This window comes from Catellatospora sp. TT07R-123, from assembly GCF_018327705.1.
GTDB lineage: Bacteria > Actinomycetota > Actinomycetes > Mycobacteriales > Micromonosporaceae > Catellatospora.
Window position 1 is genome coordinate 972,677 of sequence record NZ_BNEM01000002.1, and the last position, 19,937, is coordinate 992,613.

Annotated in this window: 18 protein-coding genes; 10 read left to right on the forward strand and 8 right to left on the reverse strand. The window is 73.0% G+C overall.

Annotated features, from left to right (window positions below; genetic code table 11):
• Nucleotides 1–61 precede the first annotated feature (61 nt).
• Nucleotides 62–1,840, forward strand: coding sequence for a hypothetical protein (locus tag Cs7R123_RS24555; RefSeq protein WP_212830074.1), 1,779 nt, complete (start codon nucleotides 62–64; stop codon nucleotides 1,838–1,840).
• Nucleotides 1,841–1,934: 94 nt separating this feature from the next.
• Here the strand turns inward: Cs7R123_RS24555 and Cs7R123_RS24560 are convergent, their stop codons facing one another.
• A complete protein-coding gene (locus Cs7R123_RS24560) occupies nucleotides 1,935–4,496 on the reverse strand; it encodes a transglycosylase domain-containing protein (RefSeq protein ID WP_212830075.1) in 2,562 nt (853 codons plus the stop codon).
• Between the two features lie 265 nt (nucleotides 4,497–4,761).
• Between Cs7R123_RS24560 and Cs7R123_RS41145 the strand changes: the two genes are divergently transcribed.
• A complete protein-coding gene (locus Cs7R123_RS41145; protein ID WP_374707023.1) occupies nucleotides 4,762–6,372 on the forward strand; it encodes a SigE family RNA polymerase sigma factor in 1,611 nt (536 codons plus the stop codon).
• A 231-nt stretch (nucleotides 6,373–6,603) separates the two neighbouring features.
• On the opposite strand, the gene Cs7R123_RS24570 is transcribed toward Cs7R123_RS41145, so the two are convergent.
• Nucleotides 6,604–7,104 carry a hypothetical protein gene (locus Cs7R123_RS24570; RefSeq protein ID WP_212830076.1) on the reverse strand — a complete coding sequence of 167 codons (501 nt, stop codon included), beginning with the start codon at nucleotides 7,102–7,104 and terminating at the stop codon, nucleotides 6,604–6,606.
• Nucleotides 7,105–7,270: 166 nt separating this feature from the next.
• Between Cs7R123_RS24570 and Cs7R123_RS24575 the strand changes: the two genes are divergently transcribed.
• The 6 genes from Cs7R123_RS24575 to Cs7R123_RS24600 all read left to right on the forward strand — a co-directional run bounded on the left by Cs7R123_RS24575 (nucleotide 7,271) and on the right by Cs7R123_RS24600 (nucleotide 12,784).
• Nucleotides 7,271–8,233 carry an aliphatic sulfonate ABC transporter substrate-binding protein gene (locus tag Cs7R123_RS24575; RefSeq protein ID WP_212830077.1) on the forward strand — a complete coding sequence of 321 codons (963 nt, stop codon included), beginning with the start codon at nucleotides 7,271–7,273 and terminating at the stop codon, nucleotides 8,231–8,233.
• Nucleotides 8,230–9,072: an ABC transporter permease gene (locus Cs7R123_RS24580; RefSeq protein WP_212830078.1), complete on the forward strand. Its 843-nt coding sequence runs from the start codon at nucleotides 8,230–8,232 to the stop codon at nucleotides 9,070–9,072. The genes Cs7R123_RS24575 and Cs7R123_RS24580 overlap by 4 nt, the downstream gene beginning before the upstream one ends.
• Nucleotides 9,045–9,764, forward strand: a complete 720-nt coding sequence (locus Cs7R123_RS24585) for an ABC transporter ATP-binding protein (RefSeq protein ID WP_212830079.1) — start codon at nucleotides 9,045–9,047, stop codon at nucleotides 9,762–9,764. Before Cs7R123_RS24580 ends, Cs7R123_RS24585 begins: the two co-directional genes overlap by 28 nt.
• A 34-nt stretch (nucleotides 9,765–9,798) precedes the next feature.
• The gene (locus tag Cs7R123_RS24590; protein WP_212830080.1) at nucleotides 9,799–10,953 is read left to right on the forward strand and encodes an LLM class flavin-dependent oxidoreductase; all 1,155 of its coding nucleotides are present in this window, start codon (nucleotides 9,799–9,801) and stop codon (nucleotides 10,951–10,953) included.
• A 2-nt stretch (nucleotides 10,954–10,955) separates the two neighbouring features.
• On the forward strand, nucleotides 10,956–11,636 hold the full coding sequence (locus tag Cs7R123_RS24595; protein WP_212830081.1) for a hypothetical protein: 681 nt from the start codon (nucleotides 10,956–10,958) through the stop codon (nucleotides 11,634–11,636).
• Between the two features lie 68 nt (nucleotides 11,637–11,704).
• Entirely contained in the window at nucleotides 11,705–12,784 is a 1,080-nt protein-coding gene (locus Cs7R123_RS24600; protein ID WP_212830082.1) for an AI-2E family transporter, read from the forward strand.
• A gap of 137 nt (nucleotides 12,785–12,921) precedes the next feature.
• Here Cs7R123_RS24600 and Cs7R123_RS24605 read toward each other — a convergent pair whose 3' ends face one another.
• From Cs7R123_RS24605 to Cs7R123_RS24625, 5 genes are all read right to left on the reverse strand, one after another.
• Nucleotides 12,922–13,383, reverse strand: a complete 462-nt coding sequence (locus tag Cs7R123_RS24605) for a S26 family signal peptidase (RefSeq protein WP_212830083.1) — start codon at nucleotides 13,381–13,383, stop codon at nucleotides 12,922–12,924.
• On the reverse strand, nucleotides 13,380–15,245 hold the full coding sequence (locus Cs7R123_RS24610; RefSeq protein ID WP_212830084.1) for an ABC transporter ATP-binding protein: 1,866 nt from the start codon (nucleotides 15,243–15,245) through the stop codon (nucleotides 13,380–13,382). The genes Cs7R123_RS24605 and Cs7R123_RS24610 overlap by 4 nt, the downstream gene beginning before the upstream one ends.
• The gene (locus Cs7R123_RS24615) at nucleotides 15,242–15,775 is read right to left on the reverse strand and encodes a TlpA disulfide reductase family protein (protein WP_212830085.1); all 534 of its coding nucleotides are present in this window, start codon (nucleotides 15,773–15,775) and stop codon (nucleotides 15,242–15,244) included. The genes Cs7R123_RS24610 and Cs7R123_RS24615 overlap by 4 nt, the downstream gene beginning before the upstream one ends.
• 1 nt (nucleotide 15,776) lies before the next feature.
• The gene (locus Cs7R123_RS24620; protein WP_212830086.1) at nucleotides 15,777–16,319 is read right to left on the reverse strand and encodes a MauE/DoxX family redox-associated membrane protein; all 543 of its coding nucleotides are present in this window, start codon (nucleotides 16,317–16,319) and stop codon (nucleotides 15,777–15,779) included.
• Between the two features lie 65 nt (nucleotides 16,320–16,384).
• Nucleotides 16,385–16,603 (reverse strand): hypothetical protein, encoded by a 219-nt coding sequence (locus tag Cs7R123_RS24625; protein ID WP_212830087.1) that lies wholly within the window; start codon nucleotides 16,601–16,603, stop codon nucleotides 16,385–16,387.
• Between the two features lie 136 nt (nucleotides 16,604–16,739).
• On the opposite strand from Cs7R123_RS24625, the gene Cs7R123_RS24630 reads away from it, so the two are divergent.
• Together Cs7R123_RS24630 and Cs7R123_RS24635 are read left to right on the forward strand one after the other, a co-directional pair.
• Nucleotides 16,740–17,963, forward strand: coding sequence for a BTAD domain-containing putative transcriptional regulator (locus tag Cs7R123_RS24630; protein WP_212830088.1), 1,224 nt, complete (start codon nucleotides 16,740–16,742; stop codon nucleotides 17,961–17,963).
• A gap of 32 nt (nucleotides 17,964–17,995) precedes the next feature.
• Nucleotides 17,996–18,772: a class I SAM-dependent methyltransferase gene (locus tag Cs7R123_RS24635; protein ID WP_212830089.1), complete on the forward strand. Its 777-nt coding sequence runs from the start codon at nucleotides 17,996–17,998 to the stop codon at nucleotides 18,770–18,772.
• 9 nt (nucleotides 18,773–18,781) lie between these two features.
• On the opposite strand, the gene Cs7R123_RS24640 is transcribed toward Cs7R123_RS24635, so the two are convergent.
• Nucleotides 18,782–19,816: a zinc-binding dehydrogenase gene (locus tag Cs7R123_RS24640; RefSeq protein ID WP_212830090.1), complete on the reverse strand. Its 1,035-nt coding sequence runs from the start codon at nucleotides 19,814–19,816 to the stop codon at nucleotides 18,782–18,784.
• Nucleotides 19,817–19,937 lie beyond the last annotated feature (121 nt).

Here is a 19,937-nt window from a genome sequence, read left to right on the forward strand (position 1 = left end):
AGACATGAGGCTATCCAGCCCTAAAGCAACCACGCGGCATCGGATACTGGGCGCGATCGCGTTGACGGCCGCGCTCCTGGCGTCCTCGGGTGCCACGCAGGCCAGCGCGTCGATCGACGCACATCCGACGCTGGCCGCCCAGCAGTCCTGGCAGGCGAAGATCTCGCAGCTCGCCAAGCCGGCGCAGGGCTGCTTCAAGGCCACCTACCCGGACGTCGCCTGGCAGCAGTCGGCGTGCGCGACGCCGTCGCGCAATCCGATGGTCCCCCGCCCGGCGGCTCCGCAGACCCCTCGCACCGGTCCGCGGCCCATGGTGGTGGGCAACGGCGACGACATCTCGGCCAAGGCGCCCAGCGGTTTCATCTTCAACGCGATCGGCTCGTTCGACAACGTGTCGGGCGTGACCAGCGTGAGCAGTCCCCCCGGCGGCGTGGGTGCGCCGGTGGCCAACGCCTACTCGCTCCAGCTGAACACCGACTTCTTCGTCAGCACCGCGTGCGCCGCCTCGCCCGACCCGAACTGCCGGGGCTGGGAGCAGTTCATCTTCGCCAACAACGGCACCTCCGGCCTGTCGTTCATCCAGTACTGGCTCATCTTCTACAACACCACCTGCCCCGCCGGGTGGTTCACGTACACGATCCACTGCTACCGCAACAGCCCCACCGGCGCGGTGGTGCCCAACCAGCCGATCACGAACCTGGCCAACCTCAAGGTGTCCGGCACGGCGAACCCGGGCAGCGACAGCGTCACCACGTTCGTCGGGCTCACCGCCTACACGACGGCCGGTGGCAACTACGTCAACGCGGCCGCGGGCTGGAAGATCGCCGAGTTCAACGTGTTCGGCGACGGCGGCGGGTTCGCCGCCAACTTCAACCCGGGCGCCTCGCTGACCGTACGGACCAGGATCAACTACGGCGGCACCGCCGCACCCATCTGCGTGGCCCAGGGCTTCACGGGTGAGACCAACAACCTCAGCTTCGGGTCTCCCCCGCCACCCGCCTCACCGCCGGGACCTGCGATCCTGGTCACGGAGAACACGACCAACACGTCGACGGCGAACTGTGCGTACGCCACCGCCGTGGGCGACACCCACGAGAACACCTTCTCCGGGCTGGCCTACGACTTCCAGGCCAGCGGGGACTTCGTCGAGGCGCGTACCGGCACGGGCTTCGAGGTGCAGGCGCGGAAGGTGTCCGGCGCGCCGACCTGGCCGGACACGTCGGTCAACTCCTGCGTCGGAACGCGGACCGGCAGCACCAGCGTCGTGGTGGCGCTGGGCCCGAAGCTCTACGTGAACGGGCGTCCCACCGCCCTCACCTCGGGCCAGCTCGCGCTGCCCGGCGTCGTCGTCAACCGCAGCGGCAACACCTACACCGTCGTCAACGACGCCGGTGACAGCATGAAGGCCGAGGTGAACTCCACCCACATCGACCTGTCCGTGGGCATGGGCACCTGGCCGACCTCGGTGCGCGGCCTGCTCGCCAACCCCGGCAACGACGTCACCAAGCTGGAGGCGGCCGACGGCACCGTGTTCAACGTGCCGCTGTCCTTCAACGACCTGTACAACGTCTACGGCCAGAGCTGGCGGGTCCCGCCCACCTCCACGCTGCTCACGGCCTGTAGCGGCCAGCTCCAGATCGGCAACCCGAGCAGGCCGTTCTTCGCGAACAACCTGCCGCAGGACGTCCGCGACCAGGCCCAGGCCGTCTGCGTCCGGGCCGAGATCCACCAGGCCTGGCTCGGCAACTGCACGCTGGACGTCGCGGTGCTCGGCGAGAAGGCCGCGCAGGCCTACGTCGGCGCGGCCCCGCCGGTCCTCGACGGCAACCCCCGCCAGTAGCACCTGACCGGCAGCGCCGGCCGACCGGTCATCCCGGTCGGCCGGCGCTGTCGTCGCGCTTCGGGGCACCGCCGCCGGCGCGCGGCGGCACGGATCAGTGGAGGTCGCCCGGATCGTCGTCGGGCTCGGACGCGTCCGGGCTGGGCGGATCGCTGGCGTCCTGCGCCCCGGCCGGTGACGGCGGCGGCTGATCGTCATCCTGGTCGTCCGGGCAGAGCAGGTCGACGACGCAGCCGGGCGGCGACGCCTTGCTCGGGGACGGGCTGGGCGAGGGCTCGACGCCGTCGCCGACGTCCTTGGTCTCGCCGAGCTTGCCGCCGGTGCCGTTGGCCAGCGGTTCCGGCGCCAGCTTCATGTCGGCGTGGGCGGTGTTCATGAAGCCCTGCCAGATGTCGGCGGGCAGGCCGACGCTGAGGATGTTGCCGCCGCCGCGCGCCTTGGGCAGGTAGATCGGGTCGGAGGCGTTCTTGACGTTGCCGACCCAGATCGCCGCCGCGATCTGCGGCGTGTAACCGACGGTCCAGGCGTGGGCGTTGCCGCCCTCGACGGCCCGGCTCTCCCAGGTGCCGGTCTTCGCGGCGGCCTGGCGGCCGGTGACCGGGTGGTAGTAGTACGCCGGCATCTGCTTGAGCACGCCGGTGACCTCGTCGGCGACCTCGGTCCGGATACGCCGCTCGCCCGTGACGACCTCGCCGCTGTTGGGGACGAGGTGGTACTGCCCGGTCTTCTCGTCTTTCTTCTCCACTTTCATCACGAAGTGGGGCTTGTGGTAGATGCCCCGGTCGGCGAAGGTGGCCATGCCGGAGGCGTGGTCCAGCACCGTGATCGGGTACTGCCCGAAGCCGACCTGGTAGTCGAACGAGGCGCGGCTGATGTCGGTGCCGGGTTCGTCGAGGTGGCGGGCCTTGCCGTCGATCAGGGCCCACATGGTGTCGATGCCCGCCGCGTGCGCCATGGAGACGACCTTGTCCGGGCCGATCTTCTTGGCGATCTTGAAGAAGGGCACGTTGAGCGACATCTTCGTGACCTCCTCCAGGGTGCACTTCCGCTTACACTTGATCTTGCCCTGCGAGCGGCCCGCGTTCTCCACCTCGTACGGGCAGGCCTGGTACTTGTCGCAGTTCTTGCCCTTGCCCTCCGCCACGATCGGGGTCGGGTCCCAGGTGGACTTGAGCGAGATGCCCGCGTCGATCGCCGCCGCCAGCGTGTACACCTTGAACGACGACGCGGGCGGGTGGCCGCCGTCCTCCCAGATCGTGCCCTCGTTCGTCTTCCCGGCGTAGTCGATGCCCGTGCCGTCGGCACCGCCGTAGTAGGCCAGCACCCGCCCGTTGCGCGGGTCGATGGCGACCCCGGCCGCGATCACGTTCTTCGGGTACCCGGCGATCTTCGTACCCTTGCGGTCGACCGCCTTGACCACGTCGTTGTCGCAGCGGCGCTTGTCGCCCTTGCCGGTGCACGTCTCCTTCCACTCGTACGTGCGGAACAGCTGCGCCTCCAGCGCCTTCTGCGCCCGGGAGTCGATCGTCGTCGTGATCCGGTACCCGCTGTTGCGCCAGTCCTGGATGCCCCAGGCGGCGAGCTCGCGCTCGACGTACTTCGTGATCACGAAACCGGTGCCGGTGCCCTGGATCCCGGTCTCCCCCGAGCTCGCCGTGTACTTGCGCAGCGACTTCTCCGGATACATCATCGCGGCCCGCTGCTTCGGGTCCAGCTTGCCCATCTCGACCATGTTGTCGAGCACGTAACCCCAGCGGCTGCGGGCGGCGTCCGGGTTGAAGTGCGGGTCGTAGCCCTTCGAGCCGTCGCCGTCGTTGGGCTCCGGCTGCCTGAGCACCGCCCCGAGCACCGCCGCCTCCTCGACCGTGAGCTGCCCGGCGGGCTTGCCGAAGTAAGCCTTCGCGGCCGCGCCGACCCCGGTGGAGGCCCGCCCGAACCACACCGTGTTGACGTAGTACCCGAGGATCTCGTCCTTGGTGTGCTCCTGCTCCAGGCGCCGCGCCATCACCGCCTCGCGCAGCTTGCGGGCGTAGCTGACCTCCAGGTCCTTGGCGGCGTTGCGGGCGTACTGCTGCGTGATGGTCGACGCGCCCTGCGTCTCGCCGCCGGTCAGGTTGTTCCAGGCCGCGCGGGCCACGCCCCACAGGTCGATGCCGCTGTGGGTGAAGAAGTTCTTGTCCTCGCCCGCGATCAGCGCGGATTTCACCTGGTCGGACAGCGACGACATGGCGACGATCTCGCGGTTCTCCCCGCCGAGCTTGGCGATGCGCGCGCCGTCGGAGGAGTAGACGAACGTGTTCTCGGCCGCGCTGAAGTCGGCGGGCTCGGGCACCGAGTCGTAGAAGTAGGCGACACCGATCATGCCCGCACCGGCGATCAGGATCAGCACCGCGACCCCCGCCAGCAGCAGGCTGCGCCACCTGCGCCCACGGCCCTTGCCCCGCCCCGGGCGCACCCCGGCGCCGGGCGGGGCCTTGCCCGCGTCACGCCCGTCCGGGCGCATGGCGGCCGCGGGCACGCTGGCGCGACCGACGGCGCGCGTACCCGCCTCCCCGGCGCTCGCGGCGCCGCCGCTGCCGTTCTCCCCCTCGGGCGGCTGGTGGCCGTCCGGGTCCGGCGGGACCCGGCGCGACCGGGGCGTGGGACGTGAGGACATCGGTCACCACCATTCCCGTCGAGTGGCACACGGCATCCGCACCACGGCCGAACCCCCGGGGGAGGCGGTGCGCGGGCCGCGCGCGCAACCGTCTGTGATCATTTCTGCTTCGCTTTCCGCCCTGAGTTGCTTTACTTTGCACCTTTCTAACGACCGACTCCGGATAACCGCTCCGCCGGTACGATGCGCATCCGGCGCCACCGCGGCCGCGATGTGCCCCAACCTCCCGCCGGGCGGCTGCGTATTGGTGGTGGAGGTTGATCACGTGAACAGGTATGAGGGCTTTCAGGAGTTCGTGGTGGCGCGCGGTGGCGCGCTGTCCCGCACGGCGTTCCTGCTGACCGGCGAGCATCACGCGGCCGAGGATCTGGTGCAGTCCGCGCTGGCCAAGGCCGCGACCCGGTGGCGGCAGATCCGCGACGGCGGCCAGCCAGAGGCCTACGTGCGGCGCATCATGATCAATGAGCAGATCTCGTGGTGGCGGCGCCGTCCGGCCCGCCCGGTCGCGGAGGTCCCCGACCGGCCAGGCCCCGATCACGGGCAGCGGGTACTGGACCGGATCATGCTCGACCAAGCCTTGGACCGGCTGACCCCGCGCCAGCGCGCGACAGTCGTGCTGCGCTTCTACGAGGACCTGTCCGAAGCTGACACCGCCTCGGTCATCGGCTGCTCCGTCGGCGCGGTCAAACGCAACACCCATGACGCCCTGAACCGGCTGCGCGAAGCCCTGCCCATGCTGGCCGAGCACGCCGGGCAGTACGCCGACGCCGGTGCCGCCGTGACCACGGCGAAGCGGCGCCGGACCGGCCGGATCGCCGTCACCGCGGCGCTGGCACTGCTGCTGGCCGCCGGCGGATACGCCGTGTTCGGCAGCCGCCTGACCAGATTCGAACCAGCCCCGCCGGCCGCCTCGCCGTCAGCGTTCCCGTCGCCGTACCCGCCCTCGGCGCCGGTCACCCTGCCCTCCAGCCTCGCCGACCGCAGCTCCACCGCCCAGCCGCTGCCCGAGGACCGGGGCGTCGGGCGGGCGACGCTGCTGCTGGACGCGCTCGACCGCCGCGACGGCTACCTCGTGGGCGCCGACGGCACCTGGTGGCGGCGCCCACAGACCAAGCCGGGCGTCTACCAGCTGTCGCCCGACGGCCGCTGGCTGGCCCGCCGCGACGAGACGCAGGTCGTGGTGCGCGACCTGGTCGGCACGGCGCAGCACACACTGCCACGCGCCGACGAGGTCTGGTGGGCCCCCGCCAGCGGCTGGCTGTACGGCACGACCGTCGACGGCCCCGCCTGGCTGGCTTCGCTGACCGACTGGTCACCGCACGAGGTCGACCCGGTGACCGCACGCTCGTTCCTCGCCGTCACCGATGCGGGCGAGCTGCTGTGCACCGCCGAGGGCACCAGCAGGACGCGGGTCCCGCTGCGTCTGGTCTCCCCGGCCACCGGAGCCGAGCACGAGCTCGCCGTCGACCTGACCGGGCAGCTGGGCACGGACGAGAAGCTGGCCCAGGTGAGCATCACCAACGTAGCGGGCGGCATCCTCACCCCCGTCGTCGTGGCGGCGGACGGTGTCGCCGCGGTCGAGTTCTACCGGCACGAGCCCGGCAACGAGACGGTCTCCATCGCCAGTGGAGTGATCCAGTTCTCCCTGGCCGACGGACGCGTCCTGCGCCGCGTCGACCTGGTCGGCCAGGACGGGCGGCAGGGGCAGCTGCTGTGCTTCCGAGGCGGCGAACTGCTCTGGACCGACAAGCTGACCCTGCGGGGCGTGACAGCCGGGGCGGTCACCTCGCACACGATCCTGGAGCTGAAGCTTCCGCGCTGGATCCACCACCCGGCCGGCTGCCCTGCCGGCGCACTCCCGAACCAGCTCCAGTGACGTAGCGCCGCTGCACCGGCTCAGCCGCGCGTCGCGGCCCTCGGACGGCGAGATCTTGTGCGTTTTCTGCTGCTGGAGCGACGGAAAACGCACAAGATCTCGCCGGATCGGGCAGTGCGGGGCAGGTAGCGGCGCGGCGGCCCGGGCGGGACGGGCTGTCGCGCACGACGGGTGACCGGCCCGGGAGCGGATGCTCCCGGGCCGGTTCGCGTCTGGTGCCCGCCGGGCGGCTCACAGGGTGATCGTGGTCCGCTCGTGGTTCTCGTCGAGCAGGGTCGCGGTCAGCTCGGTGAGCAGCTGCAGGCGCTCCATGCCCGCCGCGTCGAACCAGGTCTCGGGGAAGCCGGTGTCGACCCCTTCGAGCAGCACCGCCACCACGACGGTCTCCTCCCGGGTGTCGGGATCGGTCATCGGCAGCAGCGCGCCGCTGGCCAGGTCGTCCTGCTCTCCGTTGAACAGCAGCCGCGCGAAGGTCGGGTATTCGGCGGCGAGCCGGCGTCCCTGCTCCTCGGTCGCCCCGGACACGTCGTCGAGCAGCACGTCGATCTCGTCGTCGAGATTGGCGACGAACGCCACCTGCCGGGGACCGTACGGGACCGCGTACATGACCAGGCAGCTGTCGTCGAGCCGCATCTCCAGCTCGACGTAGTCGTCGGTGGCCCGCATCCCGAAGGCGCCGTCGGTCAGGTCGTGCAGGCCGGGGTCCCGGCTCTCCTGGATGAAGAAGCGCACGCCGTCTCCTGACTGTTGGGTCGGTCAGTCTTCCGATGCAGGGTAGCGGGTGCGCAGACCCGCCCTCAGCCCGCATGGCAGCGCCATTCCCATAATTCCTATCGGGTTGATAGTGTATGGCCGTCACCGGCGACGACACGACCGCTGCCACCCCAGGAGAACACCCATGACCGTCCTGCCCCGACTGTCCCGCCGCACCCTGCTGGCCGCGCTGGCCGCAGCGCCGCTGTCGGCGACCCTCACCGCCTGCGGCGAGGACGAACCGGCCGCCGGCGGGCAGCCGCTGCGCATCGGCTACCAGCGCTTCGGCGGGCTCAGCCTCGTCAAGGCCCGCAACGCCGCCGACCCGAAGGCGACGTGGTCGCTGTTCGAGAGCGGACCCGCGCTGACCGAGGGCCTGAAGGCCAGGTCGATCGACCTCGGCCAGACCGGCGAGGCCCCGCCGATCTTCGCCGCCGCCGGGAAGATCGACTTCAAGATCATCGGCACCTCGGCACCGGTACCGAAGGGCGAGGCGGTCCTGGTCAAGAAGGCCAAGGGCTTCGCCTCGTTCGCCGACCTCAAGGGCAGGTCCGTGGCCCTGAACAAGGGGTCCAACGTCAACTGGCTGCTGGTCAAGCTGCTGGAGAAGCACCACCTGACCCTGAAGGACATCGAGGTCAAGTACCTCAAGCCCGCCGACGCCCGGCCCGCCTTCGACAGCGACCAGGTCGACGCGTGGATCATCTGGGACCCGTACTTCGCACTGGCCGAGCAGCCCGGCGTCGCGGTCCTGGAGGACGCCACCGGGCTCGCCTCCAACCGCGAATACCTGCTGGCGGACCCGGCCGCCCTCGACCAGAAGGCCGACCGGCTGGCCGATTTCATCCGGCAGTACCGCACCGTCACCGACTGGGGCATCGCCCACCCCGACGAGCGTGCCGCCGCGCTCGCCCCGGAACTGAAGATCCCGCTCGACGTCACCACCCGCGCTCTGTCCCGCAGCGCCCAGCCCCTCGCCGCGATCACCCCCGAGATCGGCGACGAGCTGCAGGCCATCGCGGACGGATTCGCGGCGCTCCAGCTCATCCCGGAGAAGATCGACATCAAGTCGCGCATCGACTCCCGCTTCAACGAGGTGCTCCAGTGACAGCCGCCGCGGCGGCGGCCCCCGCCGCCGCCGCGGCCACCGACGACGACACCCGGCCGGCCGCGCCGCGACCCCGCGACCGCGTACGCCGCTGGCAGCGCGCCCTCACCCCGCTCGCGCTGGTGACCGCATGGGAGATCGCCGCCCGCACCGGCTACCTGTCCCCGGACAAACTCCCCGCGCCCAGCGACGTCCTGCGCACCGGATGGCGGCTGGCCGCCGACGGCACCCTGGGCGAACACCTGCTCGACTCCTTGCAGCGGGCCGCGATCGGCCTGCTCGCCGGCGGCCTGCTCGCCCTCGCCCTCGGCGCCGCCGCAGGGCTGCTGCGGCTGGGCGACGACCTGGTCGACCCGCCCGTGCAGATGGCTCGCATGCTGCCCCACCTCGCCCTGGTGCCGCTACTGATCATCTGGGTCGGCATCGGCGAGGAACTGAAGATCACCCTCGTCGCGCTCGGCAGCTTCTTCCCCATCTACTTCAACACGTACGCGGGCATCCGCGACATCGACGAGCGGCTCGTCGAGGCCGCCCGGACCTGCGGGCTCGGCCAGCTCGCCCGGCTGCGCCACGTGGTGCTGCCCGGCGCCCTGCCGTCGCTGTTCCTCGGACTGCGCCTGGCCATCGGCGCGGCCTGGCTCAGCCTGGTCGTCGGCGAGCAGGTCAACGCCCAGTCCGGCATCGGCTTCCTGATGATGGAGGCCCGCGAGTTCATGCAGACCGACGTGGTGCTGGTCGGCCTGTTCGTGTACGCGCTGCTGGGACTGCTGTCCGACCTGCTGCTGCGGATCGCGGAACGGAGGGCCCTGGCGTGGCGTCGCGGACTGAAGGCGAGCTGACCCCCGTGCTGACCGCCGAGGGCGTGCGGCGCTCGTTCGGCGGCACCGTCGTGCTGGCCGGAGCGGACCTGTCCATCGCACCCGGCGAGGTCGTGGCGCTGCTCGGCGGCAGCGGCTCGGGCAAGAGCACGCTGCTGCGCGTGCTGGCCGGGCTCGACCCCGACGCCACCGGCACGGTCCGGCGGCCGCCGCACCTGGCCGTGGTGTTCCAGGAGCACCGGCTGCTCCCCTGGAAGCGGGTCGCCGACAACGTCGCGCTCGGCCTGTCCGGCCCCGGCGTACGCGCCCGCGCCGACGCCGCGCTGGCAGAGGTCGGCCTGCACGGCCGCGGCGCCGCCTGGCCCGCCGAGCTGTCCGGCGGGCAGGCGCAGCGGGTCGCGGTCGCCCGCGCCCTGGTCCGCGAACCGCAGCTGCTGCTGCTCGACGAGCCGTTCGGGGCACTGGACGCGCTCACCCGGCTGCGCATGCAGCAGCTGTTCCTGCGGCTGCACCGCCAGCACGGCTTCGCGGCACTGCTGGTCACCCACGACGTCGAGGAGGCGCTGCTGCTGGCCGACCGGACCGTCGTGCTGGACGGCGGGCGCCTGGTCGAGGACCGGGCCGTCGAGCTGGCCCACCCCCGTACGCCCGACGACCCGGCCTTCGGCAGCCTGCGCCGGCGCCTGCTGGCGCGGCTCGGGGTCTCGGCCTGACCCCCGCACCCACCCGAGCGAGAGAAGCGACTCGATGAGCCTCACCTTCCACTGGTTCCTGCCCACGTACGGCGACAGCCGCTTCATCGTCGGCGGCGGCCACGGGCTGCCCGCGGGCGTCGCGACCGGAGCCCGCCCGGCGACCCTGGCCTACCTGGGCCAGATCGCCCGCACCGCCGAGCAGCTCGGCTTCGTCGGCGCGCTCACCCCGACCGGCGCCTGGTGCGAGGACGCCTGGCTGTCCACCGCGATGCTGACCGAGGTGACCGAGCGGCTGAAGTTCCTGGTCGCATTCCGGCCCGGCCTGCTGTCGCCGACCCTGGCCGCGCAGATGGCCGCCACGTTCCAGCGGCACTCCGGCGGGCGGCTGCTGCTCAACGTGGTCACCGGCGGCGAGGCGCACGAGCAGCGCGCCTACGGCGACTTCCTGGACAAGGACGACCGCTACGCCCGCGCCGACGAGTTCCTCCACGTCGTACGGTCGCTGTGGCGCGGCGGCAGCACCGACTTCGACGGCCGCCACGTACGCGTGGAGGGCGCGACGATCCCGCGGGTGCCCGACCCGGTCCCGCCGGTCTACTTCGGCGGCTCCTCCGCGGCGGCCGGCCCCGTCGCCGCCCGGCACGCCGACGTCTACCTGACCTGGGGCGAACCGCCCACGGACGTGGCCGCCAAGCTCGCCTGGATCGGCAAGCTCGCCGCCGAGGCCGGGCGCGAGCTGCGCTACGGCATCCGGCTGCACGTCATCACCCGCGACACCGCCGAGGAGGCCTGGGCGCAGGCGGGCAAGCTGCTGGCGGGCATCACCGACACCGACATCGAACGGGTGCAGACCGGCCTGGCCCGCAGCGAGTCCGAGGGCCAGCGGCGGATGCTGGCGCTGCACGGCGGCAGCCGCCACCGGCTGGAGGTCGCCCCGAACCTGTGGGCCGGGGTCGGCCTGGTGCGCGGCGGCGCGGGCACCGCCCTGGTCGGCAGCCACACCGAGGTCGCCGACCGTATCGCCGAATACGCCGAGCTCGGGATCAGCGAGTTCATCCTGTCCGGGCACCCGCACGTGGAGGAGGCGTACTGGTTCGGCGAGGGCGTGCTGCCGCTGCTGCGGGCCCGGGGCCTGTGGCGGCACCCGGCCGGGGACGGCGCCGCCGAGACGCCCGACGTCCCGTTCGCCGCGAACGGGACCCGCTGACGGTGGCCCCCGACCACGGCGGCACCCACCGCTGCGCGCCGCGCGTCCCGCGGGTCCGGCGCTGGTGCTGGAGCCCGCAGGTCGGCTTCCACGACCGCGCCGACCCGCAGCGCCCGGTGCGGCTGCGGGTCGGCGCCGCGCTGCTGCCCGGCGGCCGGGCCGTCAGCGCGCGACAGGCGGCCGGCCTGGGCGCGGGCGGGCCGCTGCCGCCCGTCGCGGCCGGTTTCTGCGGCCTGGACCAGTGGGTACGGTTCGACGACGCCGCCCCGTTCGCCCGGCTCGGCCACGCCGTGTCCCGCGCCAGTCCACCACCCGGCGACCACCTCGTGCGGCACGCGCTCAGCCTGATCGACCCGGACCGGATACCCCCGCCGTGGCGGGCACCGCTGGCCGCCGCGACCGCGGACGGCCCGGTCCCGGCCACGGTCGAGGCGGTGCACGCGGCCGCGTACCAGCGGCTCACCCGGTTCCACGACGGCTGGCCGCCGCCCCGGCTCGACCGGCAGGCCTGGTGGGACTACGCCGTCACCCGGACCTGCCTGGCCCTGCGCGACCACGACTGGGCCGCGGCGGCCGCGGCGGTGGCGGACCTGTTCGGACAGGTCGGCCCGGACCCGGAGCAGGCCGTGGCGTGGCTGGACGCGATCTCCGCGCGGGCCGCCGATCAGGCCGAAACGGCCTGAACAGCCCGGGGATGCCCATAGGCTGGCCCGTGACAGGCGCCCGCTACGGGGAACGGAGCGTCGGGATTGTGGCGGACAGGCGGCGGGTCGACAGGCGCGAGGTGTTCGGCTGGGCGGTCGCCGCGGCATGCGGCGTCACCCTGGTCGGCCTGCTGCTGTCAGCGGTGTGGGCGGTCCGCGGGATCCTGGTGCTCGTGCTGGTGTCGCTGTTCGTCGCGGTCAGCCTCGACCCGGCCGTACGCTGGCTGGTCGCCCACCGCGTCCGGCGCCCGTACGCCGTCGTCCTGATCCTGTTCGCCGCCCTGGTCCTGGTCGGGCTGCTCTGCGCGGGCATCGGGCCGCCGCTGGTGCACCAGGCCGGGCAGCTGTCGGACGGCCTGCCCGGCTACATCGCCGACCTCGCCGAGCGGTCCCGGGCGTTCCGGCGCCTCAGCGCCCGCTACGGGCTCGGCGACCGGCTCAACGAGCTGGCCGCCTCGGTGCCCGAGCGGGTCGGCACCGGACTGCTCAGCCTGTTCCGGACGTTCCTCGGCACGCTCGCGGTGGCGCTGACCGTGCTGGTGCTCTCGCTGTACTTCCTGGCCGACCTGCCCCGCCTGCGCCGTCAGGTCCAGCTGCTGGCGCCGCTGCGGCACCGTGAGCGGGTCCGCCGCGTCGTCGACGTGAGCGTCGACAAGGTCGGCTCCTACATGATCGGCAACCTGCTGATCTCCCTCATCGCCGGCGTCACCGCGTACGCCGGGCTCGCGCTGCTGCACATCCCGTTCGCGCTGCCCCTGGCGCTGATCGTCGCCGTCACCGACCTCATCCCGCTGGTCGGGGCGACGCTGGGCACCGCGGTATGCGGGATCGTCGCGGCGATCGCGTCCGGACTGTGGCCCGCCGCGATCGGGATCGTGCTGTGGCTGCTGGTCTACCAGCAGATCGAGAACTACCTGATCGTCCCGAGGGTGATGCGGCGCAGCCTCGACATGCCCGCCCTGGCCGTGCTGCTGGCCAGCCTGCTCGGCGCCGGGCTGCTGGGCCTGATCGGCGCGCTGATGGCCATCCCGATCGCCGCCACGGTCAAGGCCGTCGCCACCGAACTGCGGAGCATGCCGGACAGCCCGCCGCCCCCCGACGACGGCCAGGCCCCACCCGCGCCGTGACATCTACGTGCGGCCCTCTCCGTGGTGGTGCAGTTTCGGGGAAACTGCACGAAAGCAGCACAGGATTCCAGCACTTTGCCCGAAACTGCGGCATCCCGCCGCCGATGGGGCGCGCCCGGCAGCAGCGTTGACGCCGGTCACGGGTGGGAGGCGTGCTCCGACGTCTCGGGTGGCAGCATCCGCACCACGAAACCCACGATCCGGTCGGCGGGGATCAGCCCCCACTGCTTGCTGTCCTCGCTGCGCGGATGGTCGCCGAGCACCGCGACGCGGCCCGGCGGGACCACGAAGTCGCGGTCCCATCCCTGCGCGGCGCTGATGACCGCGGGCACCCGGTCGCCGGGGCGCCCGACCAGCCGTTTGATCCGGATCGGGCGTATGGCCGCCTCGTAGGCCGTCTCCGGCGCCCGGACCACCACCAGGTCGCGGGCGGCGCTGATCCGGCCCGGCCGCCGCCACACCACCACCCGGTCACCCTCGTGCAGGGCGGGGGTCATGCTCCCGCCGCGGACGGTCACCACCAGGACCCGCCGCCACAGCGCCAGCAGCGCCGCGACGAGCACCACGACCGCGGCGGCGGCGATCGCCGGCCCGGTCATGAGACCAGCTCCTGGTATCCCTCAGCCTGGCGCTGGTACATCTGCGCATAGTGGCCCCGGGCGGCGACGAGTTCGTCGTGCGAACCGGACTCCACGACCTGGCCGCCGTCGAGCACCACGACGTGGTCGGCGGCCCGGATGGCGCTCAGCCGGTGCGAGATGAGCAGGCTGGTCCGCCCCAGCCGGTGCGTCCGCAGAGTCTCGTGCACCCGGAACTCGGCGTTGGCGTCCAGCCCCGAGCTGGGCTCGTCCATGATCAGCAGGTCGGCGTCGCCGCGCATCAGCGAGCGCGCCAGCGCCACCCGCTGCCATTGGCCGCCCGACAGGGTGCTGCCCACGCCGGACCGGTCCTGCTCGTCGGCGTAGAAGATCCGGCTCAGCAGCGTGTCGTAGCCCTGGGGCAGGCCGGCGAGGAAGCCGTCCGCCTCGGCGAGGTCGGCCGCGCGCCGCACCCGGTCAGCGGAGTCCAGCGCGGGAAGGTCGCCCAGCCCGATGTTCTCCCGCACGGTCAGGTCGTAGCGGACGAAGTCCTGGAACACCGCCGCGACCCGCGCGCGCAGCTCGTCGGTGCGCAGCGTACGCACGTCGACGCCGTCCCACAGGATCTGGCCCCGCTGCGGGTCGTAGAAGCGGCACAGCAGCTTGACCAGCGTGCTCTTGCCCGCACCGTTCTCACCGACGAGGCCGACCGACTCGCCGTGGCGCAGGGTGAGGCTGACGCCGCGCAGCACCCACGGCCCGTCCTCGTCGTAGCGGAACCACACGTCGCGGAACTCGACGCCCTGCCGCAGCGGCGGCGCGGGCAGCTCGCCGGCGGGCAGGTCGCCCGCCATGCTGAGCAGGTCCTGATAGGCGCCGTAGGTGAGCAGCGCCCCGTAGGACATGCCGAGGTCGCCGACCATGGACAGCAGGCACGCCTGGACACCGGCCAGCGCTGCCAGCAGCAGCACGACGTCGCCGACGGACAGGTCCCCCGCCGCGGCCCGGCTGACGGCCAGGATCAGACCCGCCGCCGTCACGAGCTGGCCGAGCAGGCCGAGCAGCGTGCGGGCCGTGGTCAGGCGCCGGTCCAGCGCCGCCTCGGCCCGGTCGGTCGCGGTCAGGGTGGCGACGAGCTTGTCGTACAGGAAACCGCCGATGCCGAACAGGCGCACCTCCTTGGCGGCGTCCGGCTCGGTCAGCAGCGTCTCGTAGAAGTGCCTGCGCCGCAGCGTATGCGAGATCGTCGACTCAAGCTGCGCGTTGGCCCGCGCCAGCCGCACCTCGGCCACGATCGCGGGCAGCGCCGCGACCACGACCAGGGCCAGGATCGGCGGCCACAGCGCCCAGACGGCGACGGCGAAGCCGATCGACTGCACGGCCGCCCGCGCCAGGCGCGGCCCGGCCCCGGCGATCTGCTGCGGGGCGAACCCGCCGGACTGCTGCGCCATCCGCAGCTGGTCGTGCAGCCGCGGGTCCTCGAACCGGCCCAGCCCGATGAAGGTGTTGACCTTGGCGAACAGCCGCCGCTGCACGTCGGTGGCGATCCGGCGCCGCAGCTCGTGGTCGACGAACCCCGAGAGCTGCTGGACCAGCACCATGGCGGCGCCGCCGACCACGACCGCCGCCAGCGGCGGCCAGATCGCCCGGCTCGGCCAGGCCAGGCCGTCGAGCAGCTGCTTGGTGTAGAACGCGACGGCGACCGGCAGGAGCCCGCCGACGAGGTTCAGCGCGAGCGCGGTGAGCAGCAGCCGGGGCGCGGCCCGCCAGCACTGGCGGGCCGCCTGGCCGAGCCGCCGCGCCATGGCGCGGGCCGGCGCACCCGACCGCGCGCCGTCCTCCACGCGGACGGTCTGCACCCGCGTGACCTCTACCGCGCTCATGCGTGCGCGAGGTGCTTGATTCCCACGGCGTCGATGCTCGTAGCCGCGACGGACCCGCCCTCGAACCGCAGCACGGTCGGGAAGGCGGCCACCTTGAACGCCTGCATCAGCTCCGTGTCGCCGTCGTGGATGAGGTGGACCTGGCAGCCCTGCAGCCGTTCCAGGGTCTCGTCCAGGTCGTCGCCGCGGTGCACCCGCACCATCGCGACCGCCCGGCCCCCGTACGTGAGCAGCTGCTGTGCCGCGGTCGCGAAGTCGGGCATCGCCTCGTGGCAGGGCGCGCAGGTCGGCGTGAAGAACCCGATCAGCGTGGGCGACTTCTGCAACTGCTCGCGGGCGACGAGCCCGCCGTCGAGCGTCTCGATCGGCGCGAACTCCGGCAGCCGGTCGCCGACCAGCAACTCCGGGCGGCTCTGCCCGCCCGTGGCCTTCACCTCGCGCACGATGGCACTCAGGCGAAGCACCAGGGCCAGGTTCACGGCGCACATGGCGGCCAGCACGGCCACCGCCACCGTCAGGACGGTCAGCATGTCAGACTTCCTTCGTCGTCGTGAACAGGAATCGCAGGTCGTCCCAGCGCACCACGGGCAGCGCCAGGCTCACGCCGACGGCGACCGCGAAAGCCGCCGCGGCCAGTTCGGCGACCGAGCCGGACGCCGTCAGGTCGACCGGTCCGGCGGCCAGGCCGAGCGCGGCGGCCAGCGCCAGGGTGAGGTTGCGGACCGCATGGTCGGCCCGCAGAAGTCCGCCGGATGCCCCGAAGCAGCGGCAGTACGCCGTGGTGCCGCGCCTCAGCACCAGGCCGATGACGGCACTGAACGCCACCAGCAGCAGCCCGGACAGGACGAGCCCGGCCCCGGCGGTCGGCGGCCACAGCAGCAGTCCCGTGGCGGCCACCTCGGCGGCGGCCACCAGCAGGCCCAGCGGCGCCGCCAGCGCCCGCGGCACCAAGCCGAGCTCCCGCAGGGAGGCCGTGAACGCGCGCAGCGCGGACGGCCGGCGCAGCTTCGAGTACGCCGCGGTCGCGAACACCACCGCCAGCGCGGCGTGCAGAGTGATCAGGACGAGGTTCACCGTCGCTCCTTAGCGGATCGCCGAAGGCGGCCGGGCGCCGCTGTGCAGCGCCCGGCCGCGGTGACTCAGCAGTACGAGGCGTCGGCCGCCACGCACCGGCAGCCGCCCCAGGCGCCACAGCTGGTGGTGCAGTTGCCCGAGGTGGAGCAGGTGCGGTAGCAGGTCTGGACGTAGACGCCGTTGTAGCACTCGACCCGCTTCTGCTGGTACGGGTCCGGCGGGCAGCCGGCGGCGGCGTCGGCCTTGGCGGCCAGCCCGAGGACCCGGTCAAGCAGCTTCGTCATGCTTGCCTCCCTTTCATCGACAGAGACATCCGTGGTGAAACTCCGGCTGGAGCAGCACCACAGCGTCCATCGTGCGGGCCGACGCTCCACACCGGATTCACATATGCTTCACACGCACACATCCACGGGGGGATAGATGCAGATACAAATATTGGGTCGCGTCGTCGTCCTGTCAGGATGGTCGACCCATCGCGTCGACCGAGCCCAGACCCGGGGCATCCTGGCCCTGCTCGCACTCAACACCGGCCGGGTGGTCACCCACGACGGCATCGCCGAGGCCATGTGGGGCGACACCCCGCCGCGGCGGGCCCGGTCGCGGATACACACCGCGGTCTCCGACATCCGCCGCTGCTTCCAGGACATCGGCCTCACCGACCCCATCACCAGCGACCGCTACGGCTACCTGCTGGACGCTCCGCGCGAATGCCTGGACGCCCACCGCATGGACGAGGAGCTGCGCCGGGCCCGGCGGCTGCTCGCCGAGGGCGACCACGCCGCCGCCGAGGAGTGCCTGCGCGGCGCGCTCGGCCTGTGCCGGGGCGGCCCGCTGGCCGACGCCGCCGGTGCCTTCGTCGACCCGACCCGCGTGGCCCTGGAGGAGCAGCGCCTGTGCGCGGTCGAGGACCTGGCCGTGGCCCGGCTGGCGCTGCGCCGCTACGACGAGGTCGTCGGCGAGCTGCTCCCGCTGACCGAGCTGCATCCGTTCCGGGAGCGGATGCGCGGCTGCCTCATGGTGGCGCTGCACCGCTCGGGCCGCCAGGCCCAGGCGCTCCAGGTGTTCCGGGAGTACCGGGTGCGGCTGGCCGAGCGGGACGGCCTGGATCCCGGCCGTGAGCTCACCGAACTCGCCGACGCCATCGTGCAGGACCGCGAGCTCGGCTGGGACGGGGCCCTGCCGGACGAGCGCCGCCCCACGGGCACCCCGCGCCTCAGCGCCGTGGCGCGCGGGCACGGCGACGGCGTCGGCATGGCGCTGCGGCATGGTCCGCCGCCTGAGGCGACCGCCGCACCGAGGCCGGACCGCCGAGGCCGGCTGGCGGCCATCGCGGTGCCGCGCCGGGTCCGGCGTGAGGCGGTCACCGCGCCGGTCAGCCCTGCTCCCCCGCCCCGCCAGCCCGGACGCCTGCCGCAGGGCATGCTGTCGGGCAAGCGCGACGAGGCGGACCTGCCGTGCCCTCCGCACGGGCTGCCCCGATACCGGTTGCTGACCGGGCCTGGCGACGCGACGTTCTGCCGCCGCGTCAGCGAGGCCCTCGACCTCGGGTACCGGCTGCACGGCGGCGCCTCGGTCGCCTTCGACGGTGAGAAGATGATCGCCGTCCAGGCGGTCGTCTGGCCGGGGACCGTCCCGGGGATCTGACCGACCGGCAGCGTTCCAGAGAGGACCGACAGATGGAGCAGGATGAGCGGGCACGTCACGCGTCGTCGTTCGGCGCGGCGGCCACCGCGTACGCCGAGCACCGCCCCGACTACGCGCAGGCCGCCGTACGCTGGGCGCTCGAACCCGCGCCGGGCCTGCGCGTGCTCGACCTCGGCGCCGGGACCGGCAAGCTGACCGCCGTGCTGGCCGCGCTGGGCGCCGACGTCGTCGCGGTCGAGCCCGACCCGGCGATGCTGGCCGAACTGCGCCGCACCCTGCCGGAGGTCCGTGCCCTGCCGGGCAGCGCCGAGGCGATCGCGCTGCCGGACGCCTCGGTCGACGCCGTGCTGGCCGGCAACGCCATGCACTGGTTCGACATGGCCGCCGCCGGGCCGGAGATCGCCCGGGTGCTCGCCCCCGGCGGCGTCCTCGCCGGGCTGTGGAACGTGCTCGACGACCGGGTCGACTGGGTCGCCGGGCTCGCCCGGGTCGGCGGCAGCGCGGCGATCGGCCCGCGCGACACGCTCGGCGACTGGCGTGCCGCCACGGCGGGCATGCACCTGCCGAAGACCGGCGCCGCCCGGTTCGGGTCGCCGGAGCAGGCCGAGTTCCCGCACGGGCAGCGCCGCACCGCGGACTCGCTCGTCGCGACCCTCGCGACGCGCGCGGGCATGCTGGTCATGCCGCAGCCGCAGCGGCAGGCCGCGCTCGACCGGATCCGTGCGGTGCTCGCGAGCCGGCCGGAGACCGCCGACGGCGAGTTCACCCTCCCGATGCTGACCGGCGTGCTGCGGGTGCGGCGGCGGTGAGCGGCGCCGTCAGACGGCGATGAGCACCTTCAGGGCTCGGCGGTCGGCCATGGCCTGGTAGCCCTCGGGCACCCCGTCGAGCCCGATCGTGGTGTCGAACACCCGGCCCGGCTGCACCTTGCCGTCCAGCACGTCGGGCAGCAGCTCCTCGATGTAGGCCCTGGCCGGGGCCACTCCTCCGGTCAGGGTGACGTTGCGCAGGAACGACGGGGCGCCGGCGGGCACCTCCGGGTACTGCGGCACGCCGACGCGGCTGATCCGGCCGCCCGCGCGGACCACGCCGTACGCGGTGTCGATCGCGTCCCTGAGGCCCACGCACTCCAGCACGGCGTGGGTGCCGTCGCCGCCGGTCAGTTCCATGACCTTCGCGACACCCTCTTCGCCGCGCTCGGCCACGACGTCGGTGGCGCCGAAGTCGCGCCCGATGTCGGTCCGGACCTTGTGCCGTCCCATCAGGACGATCTGCTCGGCGCCGAGGCGCTTGGCCGCCAGCACCGCGCACAGGCCGACGGCGCCGTCTCCGATGACCGTGACGGTGGTGCGCGGGCCGACGCCCGCGGTGGTGGCGGCGTGGTGGCCGGTCCCGAAGACGTCAGACAGCGTCAGCAGTGACGGCAGCAGCGCCGAGTCCTCGCCGACGGGCAGCTTGACCAGCGTCCCGTCGGCCTGCGGCACCCGGACGGCCTCGCCCTGGCCGCCGTCGACGCCGCCGGCGCCCCAGAAGCCGCCGTGCCGGCAGGAGGTCTGGAGCCCCTGCGCGCAGAAGTCGCAGGTGCCGTCGGAGTACACGAACGGGGCCACCACCACGTCACCGCGTTTGAAGCGGGACACCTCGGCGCCGGTGTCCTCGACCACGCCGAGGAACTCGTGGCCGATGCGGTCGCCCTCGGCCGTGGCCGGCCGCGACCCGTACGGCCACAAATCGCTGCCGCAGATGCAGGAGCGCAGCACCCGTACCAGGGCGTCGGTCGGTTCCCGCAGCACCGGGTCCGGCACCTCCTCGACCCGTACGTCACCCGCGCCGTAGATCAACGTCGCTCGCATGGCGCCTCCTTCCCCGTCAGGTGGAACATGGCCAGTTCCATCAAACCGGGTTCGGTCACCGCGCGTGACGTTCTGGGCGACCCCGCGCCCCCGGCCGCCCCGCCCGCCGGGCCACACCGGC